Genomic DNA, 21730 nt, shown 5'->3' with positions numbered 1-21730 from the left:
GCGCCGACGACCAAAGCGCACGGTGCGCATTATTTGACAGCTTCTCAGGCGACTGCTGTACCTGCTTCAATTCTTGGGGGAGATTCGATGATGCGCGCGTTGGTTGGCAAGCTCGCAGGCGGTGGCTCGATTTTCCCCAGCCCCGGTTCGCCGCCCAATGTCGCGCCGATCACGCAATCGATCGAAACCGGGGGCGATGCGACCACGATCGTTGCCGCCGGGACGACCATCTACAGCAATGTGATCGACGCCATCTATCGCGGCTGGAACGACACGCTGATCAACCATGGCACGTTGTGGCTGCACAGCCCCACGCTACAGGCATGGCTTTTGAGCGGCGGCACCCAGGCGTTCGAGAATACCGGATTCATCCATGTGCGCGGTGGGCAACAGGTCCAGCTGGGGATGATGGTCACCCAGTTGACCAATAGCGGGTCGATCTTCGTGATCGCGGATGGCTGGCGCGCGCGCGGCGTGGTGGGTGAATCGGTATCGCTCGACGTCGACAATAGCGGGCTGATCGCCGTGCAGGCGCTGAGCTGGGACCGCGATTACGCGTACCTTCCCAATGCGACCGCGATCGAGGCGTATCTCACCACCAACGGCATCATCAACCGCGCCGGCGGACGCATCATCGTCGAAGCCCCGATGTTTGCGATCGGCATCGACTATAGCGGCGTCGCGCCGTCCAACGGTGCCATCCCCGTGGTCCAAAACGCCGGCCTGATCCACGTCAACGCAACCGAAGCGGACGGGGTCGCCATCGGGGTGTTCCTGACGAATGGCGGCATTGCCCCGATGACCGTGGTCAATGAAGGAACGATCCGCGCCGATTACGCCATCTATGCCGTGCAGAGCGGCGGCACGTCGAACTTCAACACCATCGAGCATATCGAGAATCGCGCCACCGGCGTGATCGAGGGCGATGTATTCCTGCACATCGGCGATGACCGCTTCCTCAACGACGGTCAGGTGCGCGGCAATGTGCTGATGGACGGCGGCAATGACATATTCGAGGGCGCCGGCTGGGTGAGCGGCGTTGTCGATATGGGGTTCGACGATGACCGCTATACCGGGTCGAGCTATGATGACCGGGCGACCGGCGGGCGCGGCAACGACACGCTGGACGGCGGGGCAGGTAACGATATCCTGCTCGGATCGTTCGGCGACGACGTGCTGCGCGGCGGTGCGGGCAATGACGGCCTGATCGGCGAATCGGGCAATGACATCATCCATAGTCAGGGCGGCGATCATATCGAGGGCGGCCGCGGCAATGATCGCGTCATCCTCGGCGATCTCAGCTTTCGCTTTGCCAGCGGCGAGGACGGCTATGACACGCTTGTCCTGCCCGACACCGCGCTCGTCCTGGACCTGGCAGGCGCGATTGCGAGCGGACGGATCGCAGCGTTCGAGGCGATCGAACTGCCGGGCGCGCAGCATGTCGTGGTGCGCGCTGGCGATGCCGACGCGCTGAGCGATAGCAACGCGCTCCGCTTCGAGGCGGGGGCGAACGGTATCGTCACGCTGGTCGGCGGCTGGAGCGAACAGGCGACCGCGGTGACCGACGGGACCAGCTACCGCATCTTCACGCTGGGCGGCGAGACCGTGCAGGTGCGGCAGGGGGCGAGCGTCACCATTTCGACCAGCGCGCCCGGCAATGCGACCGGGCTCGACGCGATTGCGGCCGGAGCGGCGGCACCGACGCCGGGCGAAGCGGCGGGACTGAATTACAGCGGGCCGGAATATGTGTCGCAATATGTGATCACGGACGATGTGTTCACGGTGGAAGACGGCGAAACCTTCTATTCGAACGGCGCGCCGGTGCTGCTGTCCAATGGCCCGGCCACGCTGAACAACTATGGTGAAATCTTCAGCCTGGACGATCGCTATCCCAGCTCGGTCGGGCTGCGGTTCGAATTTCCGGTAGAGATCAACAATTATGGCGTGATCAACGTCGAGCAACACCTCGTCGACACGATCACCAATTATCCCAGCTTTGCGATCGACCTGGGCGCCGGGCCCAACACCAGCAACGGCAACATCTTCAACAGCGGCGAGATCACGGTCTATTCCTACCCGGGCACGGCCATCGCCATTCAAAACGCCCAAGGGACTCTGACCAACAGCGGACTGATCGCGGCCGTTTCCGAAACATCGCGCGCGATCGCCGTCAATGCCGGGTTCGGCAGCGCCTTCATGACGAATGCCCAGGCATTCTTCAACACCGGCACCATCTATGCCGAGGCGGGCGGCACGCATTACCAGAACTATAGCTATGGCGACCGCTATGTCCCCGAAGACATTGCCGCAACCGGGGTCGCGCTGTTCGGATCGGTGATCAATGACGGTACGATCATTGCGACGGTCGGGCCGAATGCTCGGCCAGGTCTGACCACCGTCGGCATCTATGCCATGTTCCCCAATTGGGGACTTGAATGCAATGTCGTGAACAACGGGCATATTTCCGCGACGGTCGCGATCATGTTCGCCCCCCTGCCCTATGGCAGCACGGTAACCAACAACGGCACGATCGAGGGCGACATCGAGTTCACCGATCGCGACAATCGCTACGACGGAAGGGAGGGCACGATCGATGGTGTCGTCTATGGCTTTGGCGGGCGCGACTGGTTCTACGGCGGCAGCGGCGTCGAGTATTTCGACGGCGGCGATGGGGACGACCGGCTTGATGGCGGCCTGGGTGCGGATCACCTGACCGGCGGGGCGGGCAACGACATCTTCTACGTCGACGCGCAGCATGACCTGGCGTTCGAGGATGCCGATGGCGGAACCGACACCGTCGTCGCGAGCGGCAGCTACTATCTGTACGCGAACATCGAAAACCTGACCCTGACCGGGTCGGGCGACCTGTACGGCGTGGGCAACGAACTGGCCAACACGATCCTTGGCAACAGCGGCTCCAACCTGCTGATCGCGGGTGCGGGGGACGATGTCGTGCGCGGTGGTGGCGGCGTGGATTCGCTGTTCGGGCAGGACGGCGCCGACCAGCTGTTCGGCGATGCCGGGATCGACTATCTCGTCGGCGGCGCGGGCAACGACACGCTTGACGGCGGTGAGGATGCCGATGCGCTGTACGGCGAGGATGGCGACGACATTCTGATCGGCGGGGCGGGCTTCCACACCGACATCCTGGTCGGCGGCGCGGGCAATGACGTGCTGCGCGGCGACAGCGGCCTTGGCGATTATGACCGGATGGACGGTGGCGCGGGCGACGACGCCTATTATGTCGACACCCCCGACGACCTGACGTTCGAGGCGGCCAATGGCGGCACCGACACCGTCTATGCCACGATCAATGGCGCCGGCTATTATCTCTACGCCAATGTCGAGAATCTGGTGCTGGGCGGCGACACGCCGTTCGGGGTCGGCAACGAACTCGACAACCGCATCACCGGCAGCGCGGCGTCGAACTGGCTGCTGGGCGGCGCGGGCAATGACGTGCTCAACGGCGGCGCGGGCAACGACGTGCTGTTCGGCGAAGCCGGCGCCGACACCTTCGTGTTCGAACGCGGCACCGGCGGCGACGTGATCGGCGACTTTGTTGCCGGCACCGACCGGATCGATCTGAGCGCGTTCGGCTTTACCAGCTATGCGCAGGTTGAAGCGGTGCTGGGCGAACAGGGCGGCACCGCCTTCCTGACGCTGGGCAATGGCGATCTGGTCGTGCTCAACGGCGTGGCGCGCGCGGCGCTGTCGGCGCGCGACTTCATCCTGGCCACGGCGGGCAGCAGCACTGCGCCCGAGGCCGAGGCGGAGGATCATGCGCCGGGCGGGCGGCTCGACGCGCAGGTGCACGGGTTCGACGCGCCGCGGCTGATGATTCCCTACGACCTGCTCTGAGCCGCAGCGGGTTCGTTACGCATCCGCAATCCGTCCATTTGCGGTTCATCCGCGCGGCGCGATGCTGCCGCAATGGACGAGAGGAGTCGGACGATGCGGACGGTGAGCGGAGTTAGCCTGGCGGCGATGGCGCTGATGCTGGCGGGGACCGGCACGGCGATGGCAGGCAGCGGCGCACCCGCGGCCCGCGCGGCAGCCGCGCCGCAGGCGCAGACGCGGTGGCAGGCGCAGGCGGCCGATTACTACTGGATCGACAATGCCGACGGCCTGATGGGCGCGATCGGCGACGCGCCACCGGACTTCAGCTTCCGCTATCGCGGCGACCCCGTCTGGGGCTGGGACCTGGAGTCGGGGCATCTGGTGCTCGCCGAGCAGCTCGACGATGGCGGCTTGCGGCATTTCTTTTATGCGCCCGACAGCGATGCGCCGTTCCTGGTGCGGGAACCGCGCCTGTCCTTTGCCTTTGCGCGCCAGCGGCTGGCGGTCGTGTATGACAGCGGCGGAGCGGCGCTGTCGCCGCGCGAAAGCGATCTGCACGATGCGCGCGCCGAGGAGCTGTACCGCCGCGGAATCGCGCTGCGCGACGCGGCGGACCGGTCGACCGATCAATGGGACGCGGTCGATGCCGGATGGTGGGCGAGCCAGATCGCCACGGTGATCGAGCTGCGGCTGCGCTGGGAAACCGGGCGCGCGCGGCATCCGGGCTGGAAGCGCTGGCATGGCGGAGCGGATTCGCTGCGCTGGCGGCTGCGGCTGGAGCGCGAGCGCGAGCGGCGGCGGATCGCGAGCGAACGCTTTCGCCGCTGGCAGCGCGACGGCTTTAGCGGCCCCCCGCCCCGCTTCGATCGCCCGGTTCGTCCAGGCCGGCCCGTGCCCGGTGTTCGCCCGCCGCGGCGCGACGGCGACGGGCGCGGCCCCGGTGGCGGACGCCCCGGGGCGACCCGGCCCGATAGCGGCCTGCCCGGGGCGATCCTGCCCGGCACGCGCCCCCGCGACCCGCGGCCGGGCGAGGGTCGCCCGGGCGGTGGCCGCCCCGGCGCGACCCGTCCCGATGGCGGACAGCCGGGTACGACCGGTCCGGGGACTCGCCCGGGTGACGGCCGCCCGGGCGGCGGCCGACCGGGTGGTGGACGTCCCGAGGGCGGCGTCGGCGGTGGCGGACGGCCCCCTGCCCCCGCGCCAACACCAACCCCAGCGCCGACGCCGACCCCAGCGCCGACGCCGCCGCCGCCGGTGACCGTGCAGCCTCAGCCAGCAACACCCCCCGCGGTCACGCCGCGCCCGCCGCGCCCCTGGACCGGACAGCCGCAGGGGGACGGTCCGCGCGAATGGCGCCGGCGCCTGCCCGAAGGCACGGCCCCGCGCGACACCGGGCCGCAGGCGCCGCGTCGGGTGACGCCGCAGCCCGGCGCTGCGCCGGTACCGGCTGCCCCGCCGGCACCGCAGTGGCGCCCGCAACCGCGGGTCGAGACGCCGCGCCCGCAGCCGGCGCCGCAGCCGCGGCCGCAGGTCGCGCCGGCACCGCCACCGGTCCGCGTGGCACCGCCTCCACCGCCGCCGCCCCCTCCGCCTCCACCCCCGCCGTCCGGGTCGCCCCAGCGGCTGGAGAACGAGCTGTCGCGGCCGCAATAGCGCCGGGCACGCTCAGCGCGGGGTGAAGGGCAGGATGCCGCGATACTGGGAGATGGGCGGGGCGCCCGGGATCACGGCGCCCCGTCCGAGGAGGAATATGTGGCGGACAATCTCGGCCTGCTGCTCGATGCCGTAGCGGTCGAGCGTCCAGCCCGGTCGCAGCGCATAGCCATAGCGACAGAACGGATGCCGCCGCAGCGGCAGGAACAGGCCCTGCTGATGCTGCCACACATGCGTCATTTCATGGATGAAATGCCCCTGAAGCGCGAGCGAGGCGGCGGCGAAATCGTCGCGATAGCTGCCGCTGCGCGGGTGGAAATGGATGCAGCCGAGCGGCGCCATCGTCACGTTGCGCGGCTGGAAGAAGATCCATTTGCGGTTGGCCACGGCAGCAGCGGCATAGTCGATCGCGTCGCCGAACACGCTGCGGGCGAGCGCGATCTCTCCGGGGGTGAGCGGGCGGCGATGGGTCATGGCAAGGAAGTGGAATGGCAATCCGCTTATGTCTAGGGCTGCGTCATGCTGATCCTGTTCAACAAGCCGTGGGGCGTGCTGTCGCAATTCACCGATGAGGGCAGCGGGCACCCGACGCTGGCCGATTATATCGCTATGCCGGGGGTCTATCCCGCCGGGCGGCTCGACCGGGACAGCGAGGGGCTGTTGCTGCTGACCGATGACGGGCGCTTGCAGGCGCGGATCGCGGACCCGAAGCACAAGATGCCCAAGACCTATTGGGCGCAGGTCGAGGGCGAGCCGGACGCGGCGGCGCTGGCAGCGCTGCGCACCGGCGTGCGGCTGAAGGACGGGGTGACGCGGCCGGCGCTGGCCGAACGGATCGACCCGCCGGCGATCTGGCCGCGCGACCCGCCGGTGCGGTTCCGCAAGAGCGTGCCCGATTGCTGGATTGCGCTGACGATTACCGAGGGGCGCAACCGGCAGGTGCGACGGATGACGGCGGCGGTGGGACACCCGACGCTGCGGCTGGTGCGCTGGCGCGTGGGCGATTGGACGCTGGACGGCATTGCGCCGGGGACGTGGCGGGAAGCGTGAGGGGCTTTTAATCCTCCCCCGCCAGGGGGAGGTGGCGACGGAGGGGGCGGACGGCTACGCCCTTGAGCCTCAGACTTTGCCCTTTCCTCCCCCTCCGTCATGCTTCGCATGCCACCTCCCCCTGGCGGGGGAGGATCAACCGATTGCAAATGCGAATGCCTCGCATTGACTGGCACGACGAAGCGGGTTAGGCGCGCGGCAATTCGTTTCGCCAAGGAAAGCCGCGCACCGTGTCCCGCTCGACGATCAAGGCCTGGTTCCTGATCCACAAATGGTCGAGCATCGTGTGCACCGCATTCCTGCTGATGCTGTGCGTCACCGGACTGCCGCTGATCTTTCATGACGAGATCGAGGCGCTGACCGAGCATGATCCGGCAGCGGCGATGCAGGGGATGCCGTCGGCGCAGGGCGGGGTGCCGCTCGACACGCTGATCGCCAAGGCGGTGGCCGAGGATGGCGGCGGGGTGCCGCTGTTCGTCGGGTTCAGCCATGACAATCCGATCCTGACCGTCACCACCGGGCCAAGCCCCGATGCGCCGGAAGCGCAGATGCGGCTGTTTTCGTACAACCGCACCACCGGCGCGAGCGCGGGCGAGATCCGCGAGGAAGGCGTGATGCACTTCCTGTTGAAGCTGCACACCGACATGTTCCTGGGGCTGCCGGGGATGCTGTTCCTGGGGGTGATGGGGGCGCTGTTCGTCCTTGCGATCATCTCCGGCGTCGTCCTCTATGTCCCGTTCATGCGCCGGCTGCGCTTCGGGACGCTGCGCAAGACGCGGAGCAAGCGGGTCAAGCGGCTCGACACGCATAATCTACTGGGCATGGTGACGCTGGGCTGGGCGCTGGTGGTCGGTCTGACCGGCGTGATCAACGCCTTTGCCGACCCGCTGACCGCGAGTTGGCGCGAAGGGCAGTTGAAGGAAATGGTCGCGGCGCATGGCGGCGACAAGCCGGTCGCGCCGGCCGATTATGCGTCGGTCGATGCGGCGATGGCGGCGGCGCAGGCGGCGCTGCCCGGTGTATCGCCGCAGTTCATCGGCTTTCCCGGCGGCGGGTGGAGCAGCGGGCGGCACTATGCGATCTTCTTTCAGGGCGATACGCCGCTGACCAGCCATGTGCTGACCCCGGCGCTGGTCGATGCCGAGACCGCGAAGCTCGCCGACACCGCGACGATGCCGGCACTGAGCCAGGCGCTGATGCTGTCCAAGCCGCTGCACTTTGGCGATTATGGCGGGATCGCGCTGAAGATCCTGTGGGCGATCCTGACGCTGGCGACGATCTGGGTACTGTGGAGCGGGCTGCAGCTGTGGCTGGGCAAGGGCGCGCGTGGCACCGAGCGCGCGGTGGACGAGATCGTCCATGCCGGGGCGGCATCGTGAGCGCGTCGCGCCGCATCGGCCCGCAGCGCGCGGGCAGCGTGCTTGCCGTGCCGGCACTGTTGCTCGTCGCGAGCCTGGCGGGCCTGATCCTCGGCCTGACCGGCGACGGGTGGCGCGACGCGGCCGCGTCGCTGCTGCTCGCCCTGCCCGTCCTCATCTTCCTGCGCAGCTGGCTGCGCCGTTCCTGAACTCTAGACAAATGGATAGACAAATGAAGCGCCTGATCCTTGCCACCGTGTCGCTCGCCGCGATTGCCACCCCTGCCCTCGCGCAGGATGACGAGGTCGTGATCCAGGCACAGCGCGAGAATGCGAGCGCCGTGACCGGCGAAGGCGATCTGGGCGCGCTGGGCAACAAGAAGGCGGAGGACGTGCCGTTCACCGTCCGGTCGTATAATGAGGCGATCATCCTCAACCAGCAGCCGCTGACGCTGGGCGCGTTGCTGGAGAATGATCCGACGATCCGCACCACTTATGGTTTCGGCAATGCGTCCGAGCAGTTCGTGATCCGCGGGTTCCAGCTGTTCGGCGACGATGTCGGGCTGAACGGCCTGTACGGGATCGCGCCGCGCCAGCTGGTCGCGCCCGAATTGTTCGAGAGCGTGCAGGTGCTCAACGGTGCCTCGGCGTTCCTGAACGGCGCGGCGCCGGGCGGATCGGGCGTTGGCGGCAGCGTCAACCTGCAGCTGAAGCGCGCCACCCACGACCTGACCCGCGCGACGGCGAGCTATATCGGCGACCAGCATTTCGGCGGCAGCTTTGACGTCGCGCGCCGGTTTGGCGACGGATCGTTTGGCGTGCGCGTCAACGGTGCGTTCCGCAGCGGCGAAGTCGCGGTCGATGGGGAGTTCCGTCGCACCGCCGTGCTCGGCGCGGCGTTCGACTGGCGTGGCGAGCGGGTGCGCGCGTCGCTGGACCTGGGTTACCAGCGGGTCGAGGTGGACGGGCTGCGTCCCAAGGTGACGATCGGCACCCCGGTCGTGCCGCGCGTGCCGGAGGCGGGTGCCAATTATGCCCAGCCCTGGACCTATACCGAGATGCGCGACGTGTTCGGCGTGGCGCGGGTCGAGGTCGACCTGGCCGAAGACGCATTCTTCTATGTAACGGCCGGTGCACGCGACGGCCGCGAAGAGGGAATTTACGGCGGGATCACCATTCTCGACGCAACGACCGGTGCGGCCAATGGCAATGCATTGTACGTCCCGCGCACCGACAATAACGAGGCGATCGAGACGGGCATCCGGATCACGTCCGATGGCCCCGTGACGCATGAGATCAACCTGGGCGGCAGCATCGCGTGGCAGGTCAACCGCAACGCGTTCGACTTCCTTTATGGGCCGGGTTTTGCCGGCTTTGCCACCAACCTATACGCCCCGACGCTGGCCGCCATTCCGGCGTCCGCCTTTGTCGGCGGCGACCTTGACGATCCCTTCCCGATCAGCCGCACCCGCCTGTGGAGCATGTTCGTGTCGGACACGGTCGGGCTGTTCGGCGACCGGTTGCTGCTGACCGGCGGCGCGCGCCTCCAGTCGATCCAGGTCAAGAGCTACAACGCCTATAATGGCGGCCTGCTCGACACGGTGTACGAAGAGCGCGCAGTCACTCCGGTGATCGGGATCGTCGCCAAGCCGGCCGAGGGCGTGTCGCTGTTCGCCAATCGGATCGAGGCACTGCAGCAGGGCCCGACCGCACCGACCGATCCGCTGCTGCTCAACCCCGGCGCGGTGTTCGCCCCGATCAAGTCGACCCAGTATGAAGTCGGCGGCAAGGTGCGGATCGGCGGGATCGACGCCAGCCTTGCGCTGTTCCAGATCGAATTGCCGACCGGCTTTGCCGTGGCGAGCGGGACGCCGGGACGGCAGGTCTATGGCCTGTTCGGCAACCAGCGCAATCGCGGGGTCGAACTGACCTTTGCCGGCGAAGTGGCACAGGGGCTGCGCCTGATCGGCGGCGCGACGGTGGTGGATGCGACGCTGCGCGACACGCCCGGCGGCGCGAATGACGGCAATCGTGCGCAGGGCGTGCCGGAATATACCGCCAACCTGAACGGCGAATGGGACATGGCGTTCGTCCCCGGCATGACGCTGACCGGCCGGGTGGTGCATACCGGACCGCAGGCGGTGAACCCGGCGAACACGCTGGAGCTGGACAGCTGGACGCGCATCGACCTGGGCGCGCGTTACGTCTTTGCCGCGGGGGACAAGCCGCTGACGCTGCGCGTCGGCGTCGATAACGTCACCAATGCGCGTTACTGGGCGTCGGCCTATGACGCGTTCAACCAGGCGCTGTTGCAGGGCGCACCGCGCACGGTGCGCGCGTCGCTGTCGGTGGATTTCTGACCTCTTGATCCTCCCCCGCCAGGGGGAGGTGTCAGTGCAGCAGACGGAGGGGGAGGAAGCATTACGGCAAGATGCGCAAGCGCGCAGCCGTCCTCCCCCTCCGTCGCCTTCGGCGCCACCTCCCCCTGGCGGGGGAGGATTTTTGTTACTTTTCCTGACCCGGCGCGCGCAGTTCCGCCTCGACCTCGATCGTCTTGCCGTTGGCGAAGGCGAGGCGCAGCGGAACCTTGCCGCCGGCGCGCAGTTCGGGCGACAGGTCGTAGAGCATGATATGCTTGCCACCCGGTTCGAACTTGACGGTCGATCCGGCGGGGATCGCGACATCCTTGATCGGCGCCATCGTCATCATGCCGCCTTCATGCTTCATCTCGTGCAGCTCGGTGCGCACCGCTGCAGGCGACGATACGCCCAGCAGGGTCGTCGCCTCATTCCCGCCCTTTACGGTGAAATAGGCAGCGCCCGGGCGGCTCGACACCGCTGGCAGCCGCACCCATGCATCCTCGACGCCAAGCTGCGCCTGCTCGCACCCGGCGAGCGTTGCTGCCGCCGCAATTGCCACCACCAAAGACCGCATCTTCGAAACTCCTTCTCCCGATTCGGGAAGCTACGCGAAATTCCTAGGTGCGCCATGGCCTTGCGACAAGGCGCAGCGCGCCTATATCGCCCCTTGTGAAGGCCGCGTTGCCGCTTGAGGGGCGCGGTAACGCACTGGATTAACACGATTTAGCATACGGGGGCCTTAGAGGACTCATGGGTAAGGTTATCGGAATCGATCTCGGCACGACCAACAGCTGCGTGGCAGTGATGGAGGGCGGCAAGCCCAAGGTGATCGAGAATGCAGAGGGCGCGCGTACCACGCCGTCCATCGTCGCCTTCGCCAAGGACGGCGAGCGACTGATCGGCCAGCCGGCCAAGCGCCAGGCGGTCACGAACCCCGACAACACCGTCTTTGCGGTCAAGCGCCTGATCGGCCGCCGCTTTGACGACCCGGTCACCAAGAAGGACACCGAGCTGGTCCCCTACACGATCGTGAAGGGTTCGAACGGCGACGCATGGGTCAAGGCGGGCGGCGAAGATTATTCGCCGAGCCAGATCAGCGCGTTCATCCTGCAGAAGATGAAGGAAACCGCCGAGAGCTATCTGGGCGAGACCGTCACGCAGGCGGTGATCACCGTTCCGGCCTATTTCAACGACGCGCAGCGCCAGGCGACCAAGGACGCCGGCAAGATCGCCGGCCTTGAAGTGCTGCGCATCATCAACGAGCCGACCGCGGCGGCGCTGGCCTATGGCCTCGACAAGGACAACAACAAGACCATCGCGGTCTATGACCTTGGCGGCGGCACGTTCGACATCTCGATCCTCGAGATCGGCGACGGCGTGTTCGAAGTGAAGGCGACCAATGGCGACACCTTCCTGGGCGGCGAGGACTTCGACTCCAAGCTGGTCCAGTATTTCGCCGACGAGTTCAAGAAGGCCGAAGGCATCGACCTGACCAAGGACAAGCTGGCGCTCCAGCGTCTGAAGGAAGCGGCCGAGAAGGCGAAGATCGAGCTGTCGTCGGCGCAGACGACCGAGGTCAACCTGCCCTTCATCACCGCCGATCAGAATGGCCCCAAGCACCTCGTCAAGACGCTGTCGCGCGCGGAGCTGGAGCGGCTGGTCGATGATCTGATCACCCGCACGCTCGACCCGTGCCGCAAGGCGATGGCGGATGCCGGCGTCAAGTCGGCGCAGATCGACGAAGTGGTGCTGGTCGGCGGCATGACCCGCATGCCCAAGGTGCGCCAGGTCGTGAAGGAGTTCTTCGGCAAGGAGCCGCACACCGGCGTCAACCCCGATGAGGTGGTGGCGATCGGCGCTGCGATCCAGGCCGGCGTGCTGCAGGGCGACGTCAAGGACGTGCTGCTGCTCGACGTGACCCCGCTGAGCCTCGGCATCGAGACGCTGGGTGGCGTGTTCACCCGCATGATCGACCGCAACACCACGATCCCGACCAAGAAGAGCCAAGTCTATTCGACTGCCGATGACAATCAGCAGGCGGTGACGATCCGCGTCTTCCAGGGCGAGCGCGAAATGGCGGCGGACAACAAGATGCTGGGCCAGTTCGACCTGGTCGGCATCCCCCCTGCCCCGCGCGGCGTGCCGCAGATCGAGGTGACGTTCGACATCGACGCCAACGGCATCGTCAACGTGTCGGCCAAGGACAAGGGCACCGGCAAGGAGCAGCAGATCCGCATCCAGGCCAGCGGTGGCCTGTCGGACAGCGACATCGACCAGATGGTGCGCGACGCCGAGAAGTTCGCCGAGGAGGACAAGGCGCGTCGCGCCGCCGCCGAGGCGAAGAACAATGCCGAATCGCTGATTCACACCACCGAACGCCAGCTCGCCGAAAATGGCGACAAGGTCGACGACGCGCTGAAGGGCGAGATCCAGTCGGCGATCGACGCGGCCAAGGCGGCGGTCGAGAGCGGTAATGCCGATCAGATGAACGAAAAGAGCCAGGCCCTTGCGCAGGTCGCGATGAAGCTGGGCCAGGCGATCTACGAAAAGCAGCAGCAGTCCGAGGCGTCGCCTTCGGCGGACGCGGCTGCGGAGAAGCCGGCGGACGACGTGGTCGATGCCGAATTCTCCGAGGTGGACGACAACAAGGCGTAATCAAGCCCCTCCCTCTCCCCTTCAGGGGAGAGGGCCGGGGAGAGGGGGAGTGGGGCAATGCAGTGTTCACCGCTGCAATTACTGCCCCTCTCCCAACCAGTTCGGGGTGAACCGTGCCCCGCACGGTTCAGGATCGTCTGGGAGACGATCCGACCCCGAACTCCCCTGAAGGGGAGAGGGCTTTTTGAATGACCACCCAGGTAGATTATTACGAACTGCTCGGCGTCAGCCGGACGGCCGACGATGCGACGATCAAATCGGCGTTCCGCAAGCTGGCGATCCAGTGCCACCCCGACAAGCATGGCGGGTGCAAGGAGCAGGAAGCCAAGTTCAAGGCGATCAACGAAGCCTATGATTGCCTGAAGGACCCGCAGAAGCGCGCGGCCTATGACCGCTATGGCCATGCCGGGCCGCAGGGCATGGGCGGCGGTGGTGCCGGGCCGGGGTTCGACGCCTTTTCCGACATTTTCGAATCGATGTTCGGCGAGTTCATGGGCGGCGGGCGCGGCGGCGGCGGCCAGCGCCAGGCGCGCGGCGCGGACCTGCGCTATGACATGGACATCACGCTGGAAGACGCGTTCCACGGCAAGGCCACCGACATCACGATCGACGTGTCCGGACCGTGCGAGCCGTGCGGCGGCACCGGCGCTGCGCCGGGAACGATGGCGAAGCGCTGCACCACCTGTGCCGGCCATGGCAAGGTGCGGGCGCAGCAGGGCTTTTTCGTGGTCGAGCGGACCTGTCCATCATGCCATGGCGCGGGCCAGACGATCGCCGATCCATGCCGCAATTGCCGAGGCGACGGTCGCGTCGACAAGACCGTTACGCTGGCGGTGAACATCCCGCCGGGCGTCGACGAAGGTACGCGCATCCGCCTGGCCGGCAAGGGCGAGGCGGGCGCGCGCGGGGCGCCTCCGGGCGACCTCTACATCTTCCTGCACGTCAAGCCGCACGCGATCTTCGAGCGCGAGGGCACGACGCTGTTCGCGCGCGCGCCGATCAGCTTCACGACCGCGGCACTGGGCGGAGAGATCGAGATCCCCGGCCCGGACGGCGAAGTGCACAAGATCCACCTCCATCCCGGCACGCAGAGCGGGCGCGAGGTGCGCCAGCGCGGCGCGGGCATGCCCGTGCTGCAGGGGCGCGGTCGCGGCGACCTGGTCGTGCGGATCGAGGTCGAAATCCCGACCAAGCTGTCGGGCGAACAGCGCGCACTGCTGGAACAGTTCCGCGCGCTGGAGACCGGCGAGGAATGCCCGGTGTCGACCGGGTTCTTCGACAAGCTGAAAAAGGCGGTGGGGGGCTGATCGCCTGTCCCCTGTCGCCCCGGGCCTGACCCGGGGCCGGGCTGTCCGCCGTCCTGAGGAAGAAGCCCGGTCCCGCTTTAGAGCGGGAAGGCCGTAGGGGACGTTTGCCTTCTTGAGATGTTTCGGGATGCAGCTAGGCTGATCGCTTATGGCGCAGCGAGCAACCCACGAGAGCCTGACGCTGGTCATGCGCGCCATAACCGGCATCGTGACGTTTCGCGGACGCTCTCAGCGGTTCGAGTTTTTCTATTACGGGATCGCGGCGATGCTCGTCGGCACGATCCTTCGGCACATCCCTTTTGACGTGTCATGGCGAACCGACTGGATCGTGGATCAGGCGGGTCAGCTGGTGTTGCTGCTGCCAATCTTCGCCATGTTCGCGCGTCGGCTCCATGACGCGAACCTGAGCGGATGGTGGACGCTGCTGCTCCCGCCAACGATGGCGTTCGGCGTCTATTCGAGCGCACGGTTTGCGTTTCGTGACCCTTTGAATGGGGCATCAACGTTCCCCGACCTGCCCCTTTGGGCCTCGCTCTTTCAGATCGGCGGCGTCCTGTTTTTCCTGGCCGTCATACTCGTGATTCCCGGCACCGGAGGCCCTAACCGCTTCGGTCCTGATCCGCGTCGCTCAATAGACCCCGAACAGCTTTGCGCTCGCGACCAGCAGGACGAGGCCGAGCGCGCGCAGGATCCACTTTTGCGGTAGCTTGATGCCGAGCGTGGTGCCGATCAGGCCGCCCGCCAGCACCGCGACCGCGTAGAGCGGGAGTTCGGGGGGCAGGCTGCCGACCGCGGCGAAATTGCCCGCGAGGCCGGCGGCGGAATTGGCGAGGATGAACACCGCCACGACGCCCGAGGCGGGCTTGGGCGCGGACCAGGCGAGGAACAGCAGCAGCGGCGAGAGGAAGATGCCGCCGCCCGTGCCGGTCAGCCCGGCGAGCAGGCCGAGGCCGATCCCGGCGAGGATCGCCAACCACAACGGCGGATCATGCCATTCGCGTTCGGCCTTGAGGTCGCGCGGCCACAGCATGCGGGCGGCGGAGAAGAGCAATACCGCGCCCATTGCGGGACGATAATATTCGGGGGGCACGTGGATCATGCCGCCGACAAACGCCGCGGGAATCGCGCCGACAAGGAACGGCCACAGCGTGCGCCAGCGGAACAGCCCGGCGCGGGCGTAGCGGATCGATCCCAGGCTCGCGACGATCAGGTTGAGGACCAAGGCGGTCGGCCGCATCGTCGCGACCGGCACGCTGAACAGCGCCATCAGCGCGATATAGGACGACGCTCCGCCATGCCCGACGGTCGAGTAGAGCAGCGCGCCGAGGAACATGCACGCGGCGAGCGCGAGGTGGAGGGTGTCGAAAGGCATCGTTGTGAGGGGTAGCGCGTGGCTGGACCGCGTCCAGCCCGTTTGTTGCCCCCCCGGACTCTGGGTCAACCGGGAGGCGGGGCGCGCCGCAAGAGGCTGGAGCGTTGGACCTGAGACGGGGTGTACCCTAGCACGGGGCCGGAGTGACGATGGTGCTGGGGAATTAGCCCTCTCTCCGCTTGCGGGGAGAGGGAGAAGAAAGGCGGCACCCGCATATGCCATCACTCCAGAACCAAAAGGGGGCCGGCGTTTCCGCCAGCCCCCCGGTGTCGCCATCCGCATGCTGGCCCATCCGGGAGACGGGCGCGTTGCGGCGGCGGCAGACAGTGTTCCGCGTCCGGCAAGGGAGTGCGGAACGCTGCGTTCCAACGGTCGCGATGCGCCCGCTGGCCGGTCACCGGGACGGGGGCGGTTCCGAAGAGCCGCGATCCCGCCTCGATGTCCTTGCGATCCCGTCCTGCCTTGCGGCGTTCCGGCATCGCGGTCCGGTCATCGATCGACACGATCCCCGAAGGGTCGTCTCATTCGATCACCTCGCGTCGGTTCCTCTGCCCAAAGGCTTTGGTCCCGTCGCGGCTGTGGCTGCAGCGTCGCGGCCACCCCCGAAGGCGCTGCCGCTTCATCACAACCCGCTCCACCCGGTGCGAAGACGGGCTTTGCGTCCAGGGCGTTCGGCCCGGAGTGCTGCCCGAAGGCATCGGCCCCTGCCCGTTCGCCTGTCATCCCCCGCACTGGGCGAGCGATGCCATTGGACGCCTGTCCGTTCCGTTCGCGCATGGTCGATGCGAACATCGTCCCTGCGGTTTCCCGGGGTGGCGTCCCCGTCCCGATCAACGCGGTTTCCCGAAGGCACCTGCATCGGTCAGGCCGTGACAAACATCTGATTTCGCTTTGGTTTCCCGCCGCGTCCGCATCTGCCTGCCCATGGATGCTGTCACGCTTTGCGAGTCGGACGAAGCGCCAACCGTCGGTTACGACCTGTGGATAACGTGAATCCCGGGCATGGCGGTGTCAGCGCAGAATCGGCGGGGTCCAGTCGGGTGGCGCCAGTTCGAACCCGGCAAAGTCAAAGCCCGGGACGACGATGCAGCTGACCAATGCCCAGCCGCGATGCGCATCCGCCGCCTGCCAGCGAGTCGCCGGCACGCGCGCTTGCGGCTGGTACCCAGCAAGCACGTCGCCGCCAAGCGCGATTGTCACCGGATTGGCGTCGACGGCATCCGCGATCATCAAGTCGAGCGGCGATCCGGCGTGCCACAGCCACAATTCATCGGCATCGACCCGGTGCCAGTGCGACCGCTGGCCCTGCTCCAGCAGGAACAGGATTGCGGTACCCGGCGACCGGGCGCCTGCACCAACCGGTTGAGATCGCCACGTTTCGCGATACCAGCCGCCTTCAGGATGCGGGGTCAGAGCGAGGCGTTCGATGAGCGAGCGGGCTTCCTGCATGCGCGATGAACTGCCCGAAATGTGACGTTCATGAAACCCCATCCGCCACGCCGACGTTTTTGCAGGGCGTTTCAGGAAGATGGAGTAAGATCATGCGTAACCTGATGCTGGCGCTGGGCGCCGCTTCGCTGGCAGTCCCGGCAAGTTCGATGCTTCCGCTCACCTCGGGCGAAGCGCAGGCGCAGAGCAAGAAGCAGCGCTACAGCTATCGCGAGTGGAAGGGCCGCGACGGGCGGCGTTATTGCCGCAAGCCCGACGGGACGACCGGCCTGGTGATCGGTGGCGTTGCCGGCGCGCTGGTCGGTCGCACGATCGACACCCGCGGCGACCGCACCGTCGGCACGCTGCTGGGCGCTGCCGCAGGTGCCGTTGCCGGTCGCGAGATCGAGCGTAGTGGCAAGCGTTGCCGCTGATCGGGCCATTGCATCGCTCAAATGTTTCGGGGCGCGGGATATTTCCGCGCCCCGTTTCGTTGGGAGTGCATCGGCGGGGGCCTGACAGACAGGGAGAATCCCGATGAATTTCTCGTTCCGCTCCGGCCTGATCGCGCTCAGCGCCGGCGCCATGGCGCTCACCGGCGCGTGCACCCAATATGGCTATGACCGGCCCGGCTATGCCAGCGGCGGAAACGGCTATTGGGACGCGTCGCGCTATTATCGCGCAGGCGATCGCTACCCCGAGCGTCGCCTTGGCCGTGGCGACAATGTCTATGTCGGATCGGATGGCCGCTATTATTGCCGACGCAGCGACGGCAGCACCGGCCTGATCGTCGGCGGCATTGCCGGCGGCGTGCTCGGCAACATCATCGCGCCGGGCGGCTCCAAGACGCTGGGCACGATCATCGGCGCGGCCGGCGGCGCCGCGATCGGGGCATCGGTCGACAAGGGCGAAGTACGCTGCCGCTGAGGCAGGGTCAGGGGCGTTGAGCTAACCGCCCCGGTTTCGCATCGTTAACGCAAAGGGTGTAGGGCGCGTGGCTGATGCTGCGCGTTCTCACCCTTTCGTCGCTGTTTCCCGATGCGACCCGGCCCAATTTCGGCGTGTTTGTCGAGCGACAGACATTGGGGCTGGCGGCGCACCCCGATGTTGCGCTGAAGCTGGTCGCGCCGGTCGGTCTGCCGCCATGGCCGCTTTCCCGGGCCGGGCGCTATGCGCCCCTCGCCTCCCTGCCCCGGCACGAAGACTGGAAGGGGGTCGAAACGTGGCGGCCGCGCTTCGTGAACCTGCCGGGAACGGGCGGGCGCTTCCATGCCGCAATGCTCGCAGCGCGGCTGAGGCCGCTGCTGCGCGCGATCCGGCGCGACTTCGCCTTTGACGTGATCGATGCGAGCTTTTTCTTTCCGGACGGCGTCGCCGCCGTCGCGCTGGGCCGCGCGTTTGGCGTACCGGTGTCGATCAAGGCGCGCGGCGCCGACATTCATCACTGGGGCCGCGCGCGGGGAACCGCCGCACAGGTGCTGAACGCCGGATTGGCAGCTGACGGGCTGCTGGCGGTTGCGGGATCGATGCGCGACGACATGGCCGCACTGGGCATGGACCGCGCGAAGATCCGCGTGCATCGCACCGGCGTCGATCTCGACCGCTTCGCTCCGCGCGACCGCGCGGCGGCAAAGGCCGCGCTGGGCATCGCGGGACCACTGGTCGCCAGCGTCGGCGCGCTGATCCCGCGCAAGGGGCATGACATCGTGATCGACGCGGTCGCGACGCTTCCCGGCGTACGGCTGACGATTGCGGGCGAAGGGCCGGAGCGCCCCAGGCTGATGGCACAGATCGCCCGGCTGGGCCTGGGCGACCGGGTGACATTGCTGGGCAGCGTGGCGCATGGCGACTTGCCAGGCCTGCTGGCGGCGGCCGACGTCATGGCGCTGGCGTCGTCGTCGGAAGGGCTGGCCAATGCCTGGGTCGAGGCGCTGGCGAGCGGGACTCCGGTGGTGATCCCCGATGCGGGCGGTGCGCGCGAATTGGTGACCGCGCCCGAGCATGGCCGGATCGTCGCGCGGACCGCAGAGGCATTTGCCGAAGCCATCGGCGCGCTGATCGCCGCACCGCCGCCGGTGGATGCCGTGCGCGCGGGCGCCGCGGGGTTTACCTGGGAGGCCAACACCGCGGCGCTTTATGCGCATTTGGCAGGACTGGTCGGGCGCTAGCGCTGCGCCTCCCACGCGGCATATTGCGTCTCTGCGAGCTTCACCAAATCACCCATCGCCAGGTTCATGTCGATGAGATGCAGGCCCCAGTCGTCGAGCCGCTGCGCGCCGACCATGACGTCGCCGGGGATCGTGTCGGTGCGGGCATCGGCCGGGTCGGCGTTCAGCACTGCTTCGAAATAGCTCGCCCCATCTTTCACTACACAGGCGCCGGAGAGCAGACCCGGCAGCTTGACGAAATTGGTGGTGACCGGCGGCCCGTCCTTGCTCCACGCAAAGGCAGACGCGGTGCCAAGCAGCGAGCCGGTCGGGAGATAGGCGTCGAGCGGCGCGCTGCCCCCGCCGAGCGCGGCCGGGTTGGTGCAGGCAACCTGCATGCCCGGGGTGGTCGAGCGGGCGAAGCGTGACCTGGCAGGCGGCGGCACCGTCGCACGGAAGCTGACATAGGTGACCACACAGCCCGTTTCGGTTGCGCTGGCGCAGGTCGGGATGGTCTTGAGCGTGCCGGTGCGCTGACCGGCCGCAACGTCGAGATTGAAGCCGATCGGCATCGCTGAGATGATCGACTTCATCGCGCCGGGTTTGCCGTCGAATTCCCGCTCGAGCAGTTGCGACAGCATCCGCGCGCCCTGGCTGTGGCCGATCAGGACGACGCCACGACCCTGATTGTCATGCTTCATGTAATCGTCGAACGCGGCCTTGACGTCGCGATAGCCGAGCACCGGGTCGGCGCCGGAGGGCTGACCGGCCATGACCGCCTGCAGCGCCTTGAGCGTCACCTGGCGATACATCGGCGCAAAAACGCGGCACACGCTGCGGAAGCGCGCCGCCTGGATCATCGCGACGCGGCGTTCGGCGGCATCGATGCCGAGATCGCTGTTCGGGGTCGGATCGGTCGAGACCGTGGGATAGACGTAGAAGCAATCGAATTTCGGGTTTGCTGCCGGCGTGAATTTCTCGACCGTGCGCGCGCCGTCGGGGGCGACCACGGTGGCGTCGAGATTGACGGTGCAGCTATCCTCTCGCCCCGGGCGGCAGAGCCAGTTGGCGGCATCGCGATAATCGGCTGCCGCAGGTGCGGCGGCCTGAACGGCGGCGAATGCAATGACGGACGTCAGCATGATCCTCTCCCCTGCTTGTTTGAGGGGATGATGCCGCAGTTCAAATCAAACTGGAAGATCGGGTATGGCGCCTCAGTCGAGCGGATAGAGTGCCGCGGCAACGCCGCGAAGCTCCGCGCGCAGCACGCCCCACAGGCGCGCCGCGGCGCGGCTGTCCATCGGTTCGATACCAAAGGGCAGCGCCGCCTCGAGCGCGGCCGGCGGCCGGCGCAGCGTGCCCCCCGTGCCAAGGATCAGGAACTCGGGCAGCGGGTCCATCGCCAGCAGCGGCGCGAGATCGTCGGCGGTGAGCGCGTCGAGCGACGGAGGCGACCAGCCTTCGGCGCGCGTCGGGGTCAGCAACAACCCCTCATACACGCCATCGTCGACGCGGAAGCCGCGCCCGCTGAACCCCGCGACGACCGGCCCCTCGATCCGGGTCCGGTCGACCCGCATCAGGGCATGTCCTTGAAATCGACCGGCCCGGTCCGCTCAGCGCCCTTGGGACCCGCCGCTTCCTTGGGCAGGAAGCTGTCGGGTTTGAGCCGCAGCCACAGCAGGATCGCCGCCGAAACATAGACCGACGAGAAGGTACCGATGACGATGCCGAGCAGCATCGCGGCGGTGAAGCCGAAGATCACATCCGGTCCGAGCACCAGCAGGATGGTCAGCACGATACCGATCGACAGCGACGTCACGACCGTCCGCGACAGCGTTTCGTTGATCGACAGGTCGAGCAGCTCGCCCATCTCCATCTTGCGGTATTTGCGCATATTTTCGCGAATACGGTCATAGACGACGATGGTGTCGTTCAATGAATAGCCGATGATCGTCAGGATCGCCGCGACGATGTTGAGGTCGAACTCAAGCTGGGTCAGCGCGAAGAAGCCGAGCGTCAGCGCGACGTCGTGGAACAGCGCGAACAGCGCGCCGACGCCGAACTGCCATTCGAAGCGGAACCAGACATAGAGCGCGATGGCGATCATCGCGAGCGTCAGGCTGATCGCGCCGTTGCGGAACAGCTCTTCCGACACCTTGCCCGACACGCTCTGTGCGCCGCCGACCTGAGCGCCGGGATAGCCCTGTTCGATCGACTTGCGGATGGCCGAGGCCGCCTTGTTCGCGGCCTCCTCACCACCGTCGGGCAGTGGGGTACGCACCGAATATTCGTTGCTGGTGCCCGAACGCTGGATCGTCGCTTCACCATAGCCGAGCCCTTCGACCCGCTGGCGCAGCGTTTCGACATCGACCGGCTGGCTGAAGGTCACGCGGGTCTGCTGCCCGCCGACGAAATCGATGCCGAGGTTGAACCCCTTGACGAAGCACAGCACGATCGAGCCGATGATGAGCAGCAGCGACAGCGCCATCGCCACGTTCCGCCATTTCAGGAACGGGATGTTGGTGTTGTCGGGGACAAGTTTGAGCGGACGCATTGCCGGCGGC

General features: G+C 67.1%; 19 protein-coding genes. 12 read left to right on the top strand and 7 right to left on the bottom strand.

What is annotated here, in order from left to right:
- Nucleotides 1–90: 90 nt before the first annotated feature.
- On the top strand, nt 91–3858 hold the full coding sequence (locus J2Y54_RS15880; protein WP_310041154.1) for a hypothetical protein: 3768 nt from the start codon (nt 91–93) through the stop codon (nt 3856–3858).
- A gap of 93 nt (nt 3859–3951) precedes the next feature.
- A complete protein-coding gene (locus J2Y54_RS15875; protein ID WP_310041152.1) occupies nt 3952–5490 on the top strand; it encodes a hypothetical protein in 1539 nt (512 codons plus the stop codon).
- A 12-nt stretch (nt 5491–5502) separates the two neighbouring features.
- On the opposite strand, the gene J2Y54_RS15870 is transcribed toward J2Y54_RS15875, so the two are convergent.
- Nucleotides 5503–5964, bottom strand: coding sequence for a vgr related protein (locus J2Y54_RS15870; protein WP_310041149.1), 462 nt, complete (start codon nt 5962–5964; stop codon nt 5503–5505).
- 45 nt (nt 5965–6009) lie between these two features.
- Between J2Y54_RS15870 and J2Y54_RS15865 the strand changes: the two genes are divergently transcribed.
- The 4 genes from J2Y54_RS15865 (at nt 6010) to J2Y54_RS15850 (ending at nt 10257) form a co-directional block, all read left to right on the top strand.
- Nucleotides 6010–6540 carry an rRNA large subunit pseudouridine synthase E gene (locus J2Y54_RS15865; RefSeq protein WP_310041147.1) on the top strand — a complete coding sequence of 177 codons (531 nt, stop codon included), beginning with the start codon at nt 6010–6012 and terminating at the stop codon, nt 6538–6540.
- A 230-nt stretch (nt 6541–6770) separates the two neighbouring features.
- On the top strand, nt 6771–7919 hold the full coding sequence (locus tag J2Y54_RS15860) for a PepSY-associated TM helix domain-containing protein (RefSeq protein WP_310041145.1): 1149 nt from the start codon (nt 6771–6773) through the stop codon (nt 7917–7919).
- Complete coding sequence (locus tag J2Y54_RS15855) at nt 7916–8107, top strand: hypothetical protein (RefSeq protein ID WP_310041143.1); 192 nt, start codon at nt 7916–7918, stop codon at nt 8105–8107. The genes J2Y54_RS15860 and J2Y54_RS15855 overlap by 4 nt, the downstream gene beginning before the upstream one ends.
- Nucleotides 8108–8130: 23 nt before the next feature.
- The gene (locus J2Y54_RS15850; protein WP_310041141.1) at nt 8131–10257 is read left to right on the top strand and encodes a TonB-dependent siderophore receptor; all 2127 of its coding nucleotides are present in this window, start codon (nt 8131–8133) and stop codon (nt 10255–10257) included.
- 145 nt (nt 10258–10402) lie between these two features.
- Here the strand turns inward: J2Y54_RS15850 and J2Y54_RS15845 are convergent, their stop codons facing one another.
- Nucleotides 10403–10831, bottom strand: coding sequence for a copper chaperone PCu(A)C (locus J2Y54_RS15845; RefSeq protein WP_310041139.1), 429 nt, complete (start codon nt 10829–10831; stop codon nt 10403–10405).
- Nucleotides 10832–11007: 176 nt separating this feature from the next.
- On the opposite strand from J2Y54_RS15845, the gene dnaK reads away from it, so the two are divergent.
- From dnaK to J2Y54_RS15830, 3 genes are all read left to right on the top strand, one after another.
- Nucleotides 11008–12912 (top strand): molecular chaperone DnaK, encoded by a 1905-nt coding sequence (dnaK, locus tag J2Y54_RS15840; protein WP_310041137.1) that lies wholly within the window; start codon nt 11008–11010, stop codon nt 12910–12912.
- A gap of 188 nt (nt 12913–13100) precedes the next feature.
- Nucleotides 13101–14219 carry a molecular chaperone DnaJ gene (dnaJ, locus tag J2Y54_RS15835; protein ID WP_310041134.1) on the top strand — a complete coding sequence of 373 codons (1119 nt, stop codon included), beginning with the start codon at nt 13101–13103 and terminating at the stop codon, nt 14217–14219.
- A gap of 148 nt (nt 14220–14367) precedes the next feature.
- Nucleotides 14368–14925 carry a DUF805 domain-containing protein gene (locus tag J2Y54_RS15830; RefSeq protein ID WP_310041132.1) on the top strand — a complete coding sequence of 186 codons (558 nt, stop codon included), beginning with the start codon at nt 14368–14370 and terminating at the stop codon, nt 14923–14925.
- Here J2Y54_RS15830 and J2Y54_RS15825 read toward each other — a convergent pair.
- On the bottom strand, nt 14848–15591 hold the full coding sequence (locus J2Y54_RS15825) for a sulfite exporter TauE/SafE family protein (protein WP_310041129.1): 744 nt from the start codon (nt 15589–15591) through the stop codon (nt 14848–14850). The genes J2Y54_RS15830 and J2Y54_RS15825 overlap by 78 nt on opposite strands.
- A gap of 1011 nt (nt 15592–16602) precedes the next feature.
- On the bottom strand, nt 16603–17040 hold the full coding sequence (locus J2Y54_RS15820; RefSeq protein WP_310041127.1) for a cupin domain-containing protein: 438 nt from the start codon (nt 17038–17040) through the stop codon (nt 16603–16605).
- A gap of 92 nt (nt 17041–17132) precedes the next feature.
- On the opposite strand from J2Y54_RS15820, the gene J2Y54_RS15815 reads away from it, so the two are divergent.
- From J2Y54_RS15815 to J2Y54_RS15805, 3 genes are all read left to right on the top strand, one after another.
- On the top strand, nt 17133–17453 hold the full coding sequence (locus J2Y54_RS15815; RefSeq protein ID WP_310041126.1) for a glycine zipper 2TM domain-containing protein: 321 nt from the start codon (nt 17133–17135) through the stop codon (nt 17451–17453).
- A 103-nt stretch (nt 17454–17556) separates the two neighbouring features.
- Nucleotides 17557–17946, top strand: a complete 390-nt coding sequence (locus J2Y54_RS15810) for a glycine zipper 2TM domain-containing protein (protein WP_310041124.1) — start codon at nt 17557–17559, stop codon at nt 17944–17946.
- Between the two features lie 74 nt (nt 17947–18020).
- Nucleotides 18021–19187 (top strand): glycosyltransferase, encoded by a 1167-nt coding sequence (locus J2Y54_RS15805; protein ID WP_310041122.1) that lies wholly within the window; start codon nt 18021–18023, stop codon nt 19185–19187.
- Here J2Y54_RS15805 and J2Y54_RS15800 read toward each other — a convergent pair.
- The 3 genes from J2Y54_RS15800 to secF all read right to left on the bottom strand — a co-directional run bounded on the left by J2Y54_RS15800 (nt 19184) and on the right by secF (nt 21720).
- Entirely contained in the window at nt 19184–20308 is a 1125-nt protein-coding gene (locus J2Y54_RS15800; protein WP_310041120.1) for a DUF3089 domain-containing protein, read from the bottom strand. The two genes, J2Y54_RS15805 and J2Y54_RS15800, sit on opposite strands and share 4 nt — an antisense overlap.
- Before the next feature lie 72 nt (nt 20309–20380).
- Nucleotides 20381–20743: an MTH938/NDUFAF3 family protein gene (locus J2Y54_RS15795; RefSeq protein ID WP_310041117.1), complete on the bottom strand. Its 363-nt coding sequence runs from the start codon at nt 20741–20743 to the stop codon at nt 20381–20383.
- Nucleotides 20743–21720 carry a protein translocase subunit SecF gene (secF, locus tag J2Y54_RS15790; RefSeq protein WP_310041115.1) on the bottom strand — a complete coding sequence of 326 codons (978 nt, stop codon included), beginning with the start codon at nt 21718–21720 and terminating at the stop codon, nt 20743–20745. The genes J2Y54_RS15795 and secF overlap by 1 nt, the downstream gene beginning before the upstream one ends.
- Between the last annotated feature and the right edge of the window lie 10 nt (nt 21721–21730).

The sequence above is a fragment of the Sphingomonas sp. BE123 genome, assembly GCF_031456015.1.
Classification (GTDB): Bacteria; Pseudomonadota; Alphaproteobacteria; order Sphingomonadales; family Sphingomonadaceae; genus Sphingomonas.
The sequence above is the reverse complement of the archived record's forward strand: the minus strand, read 5'-3'. Positions and strand labels throughout refer to the sequence as shown.

Excerpts from the sequence above, each read along its gene's own strand:
- J2Y54_RS15805 (WP_310041122.1), top strand. The coding sequence starts at position 18,021 with ATGCTGCGCGTTCTCACCCTTTCGTCGCTGTTTCCCGATGCGACCCGG.
- dnaK (WP_310041137.1), top strand. The coding sequence starts at position 11,008 with ATGGGTAAGGTTATCGGAATCGATCTCGGCACGACCAACAGCTGCGTG.
- J2Y54_RS15810 (WP_310041124.1), top strand. The coding sequence starts at position 17,557 with ATGAATTTCTCGTTCCGCTCCGGCCTGATCGCGCTCAGCGCCGGCGCC.
- J2Y54_RS15850 (WP_310041141.1), top strand. The coding sequence starts at position 8,131 with ATGAAGCGCCTGATCCTTGCCACCGTGTCGCTCGCCGCGATTGCCACC.
- J2Y54_RS15870 (WP_310041149.1), bottom strand. The coding sequence starts at position 5,964 with ATGACCCATCGCCGCCCGCTCACCCCCGGAGAGATCGCGCTCGCCCGC.
- J2Y54_RS15830 (WP_310041132.1), top strand. The coding sequence starts at position 14,368 with ATGGCGCAGCGAGCAACCCACGAGAGCCTGACGCTGGTCATGCGCGCC.
- J2Y54_RS15880 (WP_310041154.1), top strand. The coding sequence starts at position 91 with ATGCGCGCGTTGGTTGGCAAGCTCGCAGGCGGTGGCTCGATTTTCCCC.
- J2Y54_RS15875 (WP_310041152.1), top strand. The coding sequence starts at position 3,952 with ATGCGGACGGTGAGCGGAGTTAGCCTGGCGGCGATGGCGCTGATGCTG.
- J2Y54_RS15795 (WP_310041117.1), bottom strand. The coding sequence starts at position 20,743 with ATGCGGGTCGACCGGACCCGGATCGAGGGGCCGGTCGTCGCGGGGTTC.
- J2Y54_RS15800 (WP_310041120.1), bottom strand. The coding sequence starts at position 20,308 with ATGCTGACGTCCGTCATTGCATTCGCCGCCGTTCAGGCCGCCGCACCT.
- secF (WP_310041115.1), bottom strand. The coding sequence starts at position 21,720 with ATGCGTCCGCTCAAACTTGTCCCCGACAACACCAACATCCCGTTCCTG.
- J2Y54_RS15865 (WP_310041147.1), top strand. The coding sequence starts at position 6,010 with ATGCTGATCCTGTTCAACAAGCCGTGGGGCGTGCTGTCGCAATTCACC.
- J2Y54_RS15825 (WP_310041129.1), bottom strand. The coding sequence starts at position 15,591 with ATGCCTTTCGACACCCTCCACCTCGCGCTCGCCGCGTGCATGTTCCTC.
- dnaJ (WP_310041134.1), top strand. The coding sequence starts at position 13,101 with ATGACCACCCAGGTAGATTATTACGAACTGCTCGGCGTCAGCCGGACG.
- J2Y54_RS15815 (WP_310041126.1), top strand. The coding sequence starts at position 17,133 with ATGCGTAACCTGATGCTGGCGCTGGGCGCCGCTTCGCTGGCAGTCCCG.
- J2Y54_RS15845 (WP_310041139.1), bottom strand. The coding sequence starts at position 10,831 with ATGCGGTCTTTGGTGGTGGCAATTGCGGCGGCAGCAACGCTCGCCGGG.
- J2Y54_RS15820 (WP_310041127.1), bottom strand. The coding sequence starts at position 17,040 with ATGCAGGAAGCCCGCTCGCTCATCGAACGCCTCGCTCTGACCCCGCAT.